The organism is Nosocomiicoccus massiliensis (genome assembly GCF_000438455.1).
GTDB classification, from domain to species: Bacteria; Bacillota; Bacilli; order Staphylococcales; family Salinicoccaceae; genus Nosocomiicoccus; species Nosocomiicoccus massiliensis.
Genome location: NZ_CAVG010000115.1, coordinates 1 through 6,387 on the forward strand (window position 1 = coordinate 1; position 6,387 = coordinate 6,387).

A 6,387-nucleotide genomic window follows, 5' to 3' on the forward strand; every position below is an offset into this window, starting at 1 on the left:
GAAAATTATTTAAGGAGCCTAAAAGAATAATTTTCTATAATATCATAATACGTTAAAAGTAAGTGCGAGAAGTGCCAACTTAGTGCCAGCCGACTCTTTCTGCAATCTCAATAATAATTTTAGTATTTAATCTTTTAGCAGTTCTAGGCGACACTCCTATTTCCATCGCAACTCCATCTATTGTTAGATAGTTTTCTTTGTAATATAGTTTCATAAACGTTTTACCCGTATCGTCCATTTGCTTGTATACATCGTCAATTGCCCATTTCATTCTTTCGAGTTGCGTTAATCTTATGTTATCTGCTAATTTAATCGCTTTTGTTTCGTCAGGTGAAGCGGGTATGTTAGATTGTCCACCACCGATATTATTATCTGTTTCAATATATGGCGTGATTATAGATTCTCTAATAAGTTTAATCTCTTCTTCTAACCATTCGTAATTGTATAAATAATCTTTTATGTGTTCACGTGTCGTCCGTTTAATCTTCGACATTAACTACACTCCTATTCTCCGCTACTCCCAAATCCTTTAGTGTTGCGTTCTGTCGTTTCATCAAACTCTTGAACTAATGTTAAGTATGGTGTAACTATTGGTACAATCAATAACTGTGCTAACTTCATGTGTTGTTTAATCGTATACGAACGATACAACGAATCATTCTTCACATTGATACCTATATCCCCATGGTAACCACTATCGATAATACCTAGCGTAACGACTAAGTCGGTCTTAGATGATATTCCACTGCGACCTGTGAGTAACCCAACATAACCTTCTGGTATATCAATTGCGACACCTGTTTTAATCACACGCTTTTCTTGTGATGCTAGGGTAAACTCCTCATCAGTGAATAGATCAATGCCTGCATCCGTTGAATGTGCTCGTGTTGGCTCTTTTGCTGTAGCTGTTAATAATTTATATTGTAGTTTCATCTTTTTTCTATCTCCCTTATCCGTTTCAATATTTCTTGTACTTCATCTTCAGTTAAATATACGACTACATCATCTGTTATTTCAGTGTCGTAAACTATTTCCCAATCGAATGCGTCTTTAAATTTTATGACTGCGAGCTCCCACAAATCATCTCCCCACCCATAGCTGTAAGCGTTTTTTATAACTGAAGCACCATAACCATTATCAAATTTATATATTTTTTGTATGCCTCCGTTTAGACTGTTTGTTCTAACTGGTGTAATCCTTGTCACGCTATATCCACCTCATATCTAAATATTTTAAGTGTGTTAAAACTTGTACGTTTGTGATGCGCAGCGTAGCTTATGAATCTCGCTGTTTCTATTTTTACGTTTAAGTATTCCGCACATTCTTCTATTGTGTCGGCAATTATTAGTAACTCATCGCCCTTGTATATAGCAAAGAATTTCTGTTTCATACCTCAAGCTCCTTAACTGTACTAATATCTATGCCGTACTCTTTAGCTCTACGCTTCAGTCCTAAAGGTATAACAAACGGTACTATCGTATCTGGTTGATTGTTTAAGTATTTAATACGTCCAATCACTTCGATGATTTCACTTTTCTTCATTTTCTTTTTCAGTTCTGTATCGTCATGCTCGTATTTGTCACCTTCGTAGTTAGGACTTTTCCTCTTGTTCACTGGAGTATTTATCGCCCGTTCTAGTGACCAACCGTAGTATAGTCGATTTTTTACACGGTCTATCGATAACTCGTTTTTATGAATTAATTTAAGCATGTCGTCAGTTACTTCTTTGCCGTCTAACTTTAATTTACGATTATTCATGCGTGGCTCAAAAAGGTTTTCTCTTTTCATTCCGTAAGATATTCGCTTGCTGACTATAGATCGTGTTAAGTTATTCTTTGCAAATTTGTATCTTTCTGTCGGTGTGAGTTTAATTCCTTTTATCTCAGTAGGTATGCTCATTCTAATTCCCCCCTATCCTTTTAACACGATATACTCTAAACCATCTTTAAATTTTGATTTTCGATGTACTGCGATGTCTAACGTCTTTAAGTATTTCTCTCTAGCTTTTTGTGATGTAAAATGTATTTCTTCGCGTTTATACTCGCCGAATTGAAGCGGTTTAGAGATTCTTATCGTATTGTCGATTACTTCGTCATCTGTCGGTTCGTTTAAGTAATCAAATATATCTGTTTGTTTTTTAGTTTGCATATATCCTTGTCACCCACGTTTCAAAGCCTTCATTGTGTCTACTTTTAACAGTGCGTTTTTTTATATTTCGGTGCATGTATTAGCTCCATAGTTATCTCTTTCTTTTTATCTAATGTCAGATACTTAAATTCATATCCTGAAGGTGTTCTCACAACTTCTTTCGCAAATCTATAGCGTTGCATTAATACGTCTTTTGTTAAGTTTACTTCTGTCACTTCATCCCCGTTAATAACTTCCAAAAATGTCTCACTATGGATTCTAGTCCACACGTTGTTTCCTCTTTTCTAAACGTCGTTTACGTTGCAGTTCGTCATATTCCACCCAACCGAAGTCATCTCCATGTTTGTAACTCCTGCTGATCCATTTAATCGTTTTATCTTGATTTAAGTACCTTGCAATCTTCAATTTCATTTTTGCATCTGTCGTGGCCATACCTTTGACATCGATGTATTCAACCTTTCCATCCATATACTCAACTTTAAAGTCGAGTCTGTAATCCATCTTGCGAATAGTCTTACCGTTATATTTAAAACTTGGTAATAGTTTAATGACAGGTTGTAGATAAAACGACCTCACTTCGTTAATCGACTGTAAATATTTCAAGTACAGGTAGTAATCCGCTTCAGCCTTCGAATCAAATCGAATACCATCTACTTCAATTTTCCTTGCGTTATATTTGTGCTTGCTTAATCTTCTGATAGTAATCACCTCTAAAATGATATTTCTGTTTTACGTGTTATAATATCTAGTATCAGAAGCGATAATTCTCCCTCCTCCAACTGCATCATATTGTCTATATGATGTGAGTTGAATAAGTCGAGCGACTCGATATCTTGTCTAGTAACTGGTCTATCACTAAACAAGATTTGAGTCGCTATTTTTGTGTACTGCGGTTTAATCTCTAAGCGCCTCATATTATCTCCATCCTAAAATTTAAAGTCGTTCATATTCTTACGTTTATCCTGCCCATATATTTCAATCTCACGGTTACTCTCCAACATGCGTGAGTATATCCGATGCAGATCTCTATCACCGATAAAATCATCTGTATTTAAATTAGTTGTATATATCGTCGATTTACCTTTACGTGCATTTACAAGTAGAAATAACTGCTCTGTCGCCCACTTAGTCATATTGTTCGCCCCAACATCATCTAAAATAAGCAAATCAGCCGTTCTAGCGAGCGTTTGAATGTTATAAGACATTTGTAACGCTCTGCTGTCTTTCGCGCCGTTGTAGCCTTCTTTAATGCGTTCTAGATAGTCTGGTAGCGTCACGAATAATACTTTGTAATTGTTATCTGCTAAGTAGTTACGAATTGCCAGTGCGAGATGTGTCTTTCCAGTCCCAAATGTTCCTTTGTACAGGATTCCTTGACCCGCTTCAATTACCGCTTCAGCATTCATAATAAAGCTCACTGTTAACTCTTTCGCTTGCTTTTGACTATCTGTGTTTGCTTGATAGCCGTTTACTTTCTTTTCTTCGTAATCCTTTGGCATGATACTAGATGTGTGATACTTTTTAATATCTTTCATCTTCTTAACCTCTGCAGCTTCTTTAATATGTCTACATACACATCCGGTTTCTTTCGTTGATGTCTTACCGTTTTTATAAGTAATACGAGTTTTAGTCACTGGACGATTACATTGACCACAGATATAGTTTTCAAGTACCTCTGATTTATCTATTTGCAGATTGTCCTTTAACTTATCCATATTTAATTGCTCCACTGCACATCCTCCTAGAACGGCAATTCTTCATTCGGATCTATTACCGTCTTGATATTCTGCTTATCACGTTCTGCTTTTTGCTTAACTTGCTCACGTGCTATTCTTGCTTCTAAGCTGTTTGCATATGAGTTATTACTCTTTGAAGCGGTGAAGCGGTTGTTCTCTGCTTCAAAGTCTGCGACTGTTTCTATTTGCTTCTGTTTAGCATTCCTTAATATTCCGTTAACGTATGACAGGTTATGCTTACCTAAATCATGAGCGTACTGCATAACGTGAATTATGAGTTCTTTGTTATGCAGCTTTAACCACTCATTTATTTGCTCATATGTCCTTTCTGTTGGAAGACCAAATGCTAACTTGTTATATTCTTTTACGATTTCAGAATAATCAGGGTTGATATTTTCAGAAGTAACCCCGACACTCTTATTTTCATTGTTATTTATTATTAATTCGTTATTATCATTATTGTTAGTGTGTTTCTGATGTGTTTTTGATGTGTTTTTGATGTGTTTCTGATGTTCTTTTGATGTTTTATTTGAGTGTTTTCTACCTTCTTCCGATTGATAAAAGTCATAATTCTCAATGGTTATGACCGTATATTTTGATGTGCTTTTTGTGTGTATCATTCGTTCTAGTTCCAACACTTCTAAGAACTTGTTAAGCTTCGTGTTACTCCACCCGAAAATGTCTCTTAATTTCTTTTTACTAGTCAATAATTGACCACGTTCAACAACTATTACATTGCTGTTCTTTACACTTTTACCTTCTTTGTGATTTGCGTTCAGCAAGAAATAGATCCATGCTTCCAACCTAGAATACACTCGCTTTTCGTTGAATATTTCGTGGTCTTGTATCTTTCTGTGTAGACTTATCCAACCTGTCACTGGTTATCTCCTCCTTAACTAATGTTTTGTTAGAAAGGCAGGTCTTCATCAGTGATATTACTTTTAGGATTACCAAACGGATTCTGCCCTACGCTAACGTTCGATTGTTGATTATAGTTATTGTTAAATTGTTGATTGTTGTCGCTTTTTGTTTCTAGAAACGCAAGGTTTTCGACTACTACTTCTGTAACATATACACGTTGCCCTTCTTTATTCTCGTAATTACGTGTCTGCAGCCTTCCAGTAACTCCTACCAGTGAGCCTTTAGATAGATATTGTTTTGCGATTTCTGCAGTCTTTCTAAATAGCACACAGTTAATGAAGTCCGCTTGTCTCTCGCCATTTTGGTCTGTAAAGCTTCTATTTACGGCTAGTGTAAAGTTGCCGACTGCAACATTATTCTGGCTTACTCTTAGTTCAGGATCCTTTGTTAATCTTCCAGTTAAATTTACAGAATTAATCATTTTGTTTACTCCATTCTTTTAATGTTCTAACAGCGTTATTTACTTGCTTTACGTTTAATTGATTTATATTTTGAATGCCTAACGTATCTAATACAGTTTCTTCTGTTGCTTGTTCAAACTTCTGCGTAAATGCTTCTATCTCATCTTTTAACGTCTTTAGTTGCTGTTCATTTGCTAGTTGTGGCGTTTGTCTCGCTGGAGAGCTCGTTGCGTTTCCGTCATCATCTTCATCGCTTGTAATACCAAAGATTGACGATAACGTGTATCTTCTTAAATAAGTAATAAGAGCACCGCTTCCTTGTGCGTTATTCTTCTCAGCTTTCATAAACAACGGTTCAAATTCAATAAATTCACCGCTCTGATGAGTAACTAATGTTGAGATTCCAATACGTCCGTGTTCGTCGTTGCAGGGCGACTGGAAAAACGATAAACCATGTTTAGGTGCTTCGTCTGTAATTACCTCTACAACGTTCTCTAATGGTACATATTTCGATTTAAAGAAAGGATTCGTCTTATCTTTTTTCGGTTGAGTGACTTCCCCTTGAAACTTCGCCATTGCCTCACTGATATGTTTAATCGATTCTGATTTATCTTTTATCATCTAATTCTCACGCCTTCCGTCTGTTTGAGTTCTACTCCTTCTATTGAGTTCTCTTTCATATACTTAATAAGATCTCTTCTTTGTAATTTGCGTTCAGTCTTGAAGAATTCTTCAGGTATATGTTCTTCAGATGTAACTTCAATTGTTGGTGGATTCTTTTGCACCCAGAAACTGTTTAAATCTGTTTTAAACTTCGTCTTTCCAGTGTATTTCATCGCTTCGTATAGACTGTCTTTCATCAACTTAATTGCTTTGTCATCACGATTGATAAGCTCTTGTATTCTTGTGATTTCTTTTCTTCTTATTTCGTTAATGCCTTCTTTTTCTCGTATAACGTGAGAATAGCTGTCAGCCTTGACTTCAATGGCCTCATCGATACTTTCTAACGTGTCACGAATTACCGCTTCGTCTACACCCTCATCAATCATTTCTAAAACTCTTACATAATCGTCTGTTAAGTTGTATAATGTACTCATATATATTTATCCTTTCTTGATTCAGCAGTGCGCTATCACTGTCTGAATCTTTTTTTTAATAATCTAAATTGAGTTTTATTCATC

At 35.8% G+C, this 6,387-nt stretch carries 14 protein-coding genes; all 14 read right to left on the reverse strand.

The window, feature by feature from the left end; all coding sequences use genetic code 11:
- Positions 1–79 precede the first annotated feature (79 nt).
- From TJ68_RS05085 to TJ68_RS05150, 14 genes are read right to left on the reverse strand one after another with little or no spacing between them, the layout of a single operon-like run.
- Positions 80–493, reverse strand: coding sequence for a DUF722 domain-containing protein (locus tag TJ68_RS05085; RefSeq protein WP_040929082.1), 414 nt, complete (start codon positions 491–493; stop codon positions 80–82).
- 11 nt (positions 494–504) lie between these two features.
- Positions 505–933, reverse strand: a complete 429-nt coding sequence (gene dut / locus TJ68_RS05090; protein ID WP_040929083.1) for a dUTP diphosphatase — start codon at positions 931–933, stop codon at positions 505–507.
- A complete protein-coding gene (locus TJ68_RS05095; protein WP_202898288.1) occupies positions 930–1,205 on the reverse strand; it encodes a hypothetical protein in 276 nt (91 codons plus the stop codon). The genes dut and TJ68_RS05095 overlap by 4 nt, the downstream gene beginning before the upstream one ends.
- Positions 1,202–1,390: a hypothetical protein gene (locus TJ68_RS05100; RefSeq protein ID WP_040929084.1), complete on the reverse strand. Its 189-nt coding sequence runs from the start codon at positions 1,388–1,390 to the stop codon at positions 1,202–1,204. Before TJ68_RS05100 ends, TJ68_RS05095 begins: the two co-directional genes overlap by 4 nt.
- Positions 1,387–1,899, reverse strand: coding sequence for a hypothetical protein (locus TJ68_RS05105; RefSeq protein WP_040929085.1), 513 nt, complete (start codon positions 1,897–1,899; stop codon positions 1,387–1,389). The genes TJ68_RS05100 and TJ68_RS05105 overlap by 4 nt, the downstream gene beginning before the upstream one ends.
- 12 nt (positions 1,900–1,911) lie before the next feature.
- A complete protein-coding gene (locus TJ68_RS05110; RefSeq protein ID WP_040929086.1) occupies positions 1,912–2,148 on the reverse strand; it encodes a hypothetical protein in 237 nt (78 codons plus the stop codon).
- 44 nt (positions 2,149–2,192) lie between these two features.
- Positions 2,193–2,417 (reverse strand): hypothetical protein, encoded by a 225-nt coding sequence (locus TJ68_RS05115; RefSeq protein ID WP_040929087.1) that lies wholly within the window; start codon positions 2,415–2,417, stop codon positions 2,193–2,195.
- Entirely contained in the window at positions 2,407–2,856 is a 450-nt protein-coding gene (locus TJ68_RS05120) for a DUF1064 domain-containing protein (RefSeq protein WP_052327324.1), read from the reverse strand. The genes TJ68_RS05115 and TJ68_RS05120 overlap by 11 nt, the downstream gene beginning before the upstream one ends.
- 2 nt (positions 2,857–2,858) lie before the next feature.
- Positions 2,859–3,062 (reverse strand): hypothetical protein, encoded by a 204-nt coding sequence (locus tag TJ68_RS05125; RefSeq protein WP_040929088.1) that lies wholly within the window; start codon positions 3,060–3,062, stop codon positions 2,859–2,861.
- Positions 3,063–3,074: 12 nt separating this feature from the next.
- Complete coding sequence (locus TJ68_RS05130) at positions 3,075–3,878, reverse strand: ATP-binding protein (RefSeq protein WP_040929089.1); 804 nt, start codon at positions 3,876–3,878, stop codon at positions 3,075–3,077.
- Between the two features lie 11 nt (positions 3,879–3,889).
- Positions 3,890–4,762 (reverse strand): DnaD domain protein, encoded by an 873-nt coding sequence (locus TJ68_RS08175; RefSeq protein ID WP_052327325.1) that lies wholly within the window; start codon positions 4,760–4,762, stop codon positions 3,890–3,892.
- A 29-nt stretch (positions 4,763–4,791) separates the two neighbouring features.
- Positions 4,792–5,226, reverse strand: a complete 435-nt coding sequence (ssb, locus tag TJ68_RS05140; RefSeq protein ID WP_040929090.1) for a single-stranded DNA-binding protein — start codon at positions 5,224–5,226, stop codon at positions 4,792–4,794.
- Positions 5,219–5,827, reverse strand: coding sequence for an ERF family protein (locus tag TJ68_RS05145; RefSeq protein ID WP_040929091.1), 609 nt, complete (start codon positions 5,825–5,827; stop codon positions 5,219–5,221). The genes ssb and TJ68_RS05145 overlap by 8 nt, the downstream gene beginning before the upstream one ends.
- Positions 5,824–6,303 carry a siphovirus Gp157 family protein gene (locus tag TJ68_RS05150; protein ID WP_040929092.1) on the reverse strand — a complete coding sequence of 160 codons (480 nt, stop codon included), beginning with the start codon at positions 6,301–6,303 and terminating at the stop codon, positions 5,824–5,826. Before TJ68_RS05150 ends, TJ68_RS05145 begins: the two co-directional genes overlap by 4 nt.
- Positions 6,304–6,387 lie beyond the last annotated feature (84 nt).

Excerpts from the sequence above, each read along its gene's own strand:
- TJ68_RS05085 (WP_040929082.1), bottom strand. The coding sequence starts at position 493 with ATGTCGAAGATTAAACGGACGACACGTGAACACATAAAAGATTATTTA.
- dut (WP_040929083.1), bottom strand. The coding sequence starts at position 933 with ATGAAACTACAATATAAATTATTAACAGCTACAGCAAAAGAGCCAACA.
- TJ68_RS05100 (WP_040929084.1), bottom strand. The coding sequence starts at position 1,390 with ATGAAACAGAAATTCTTTGCTATATACAAGGGCGATGAGTTACTAATA.
- TJ68_RS05105 (WP_040929085.1), bottom strand. The coding sequence starts at position 1,899 with ATGAGCATACCTACTGAGATAAAAGGAATTAAACTCACACCGACAGAA.
- TJ68_RS05110 (WP_040929086.1), bottom strand. The coding sequence starts at position 2,148 with ATGCAAACTAAAAAACAAACAGATATATTTGATTACTTAAACGAACCG.
- TJ68_RS05125 (WP_040929088.1), bottom strand. The coding sequence starts at position 3,062 with ATGAGGCGCTTAGAGATTAAACCGCAGTACACAAAAATAGCGACTCAA.
- ssb (WP_040929090.1), bottom strand. The coding sequence starts at position 5,226 with ATGATTAATTCTGTAAATTTAACTGGAAGATTAACAAAGGATCCTGAA.
- TJ68_RS05145 (WP_040929091.1), bottom strand. The coding sequence starts at position 5,827 with ATGATAAAAGATAAATCAGAATCGATTAAACATATCAGTGAGGCAATG.
- TJ68_RS05150 (WP_040929092.1), bottom strand. The coding sequence starts at position 6,303 with ATGAGTACATTATACAACTTAACAGACGATTATGTAAGAGTTTTAGAA.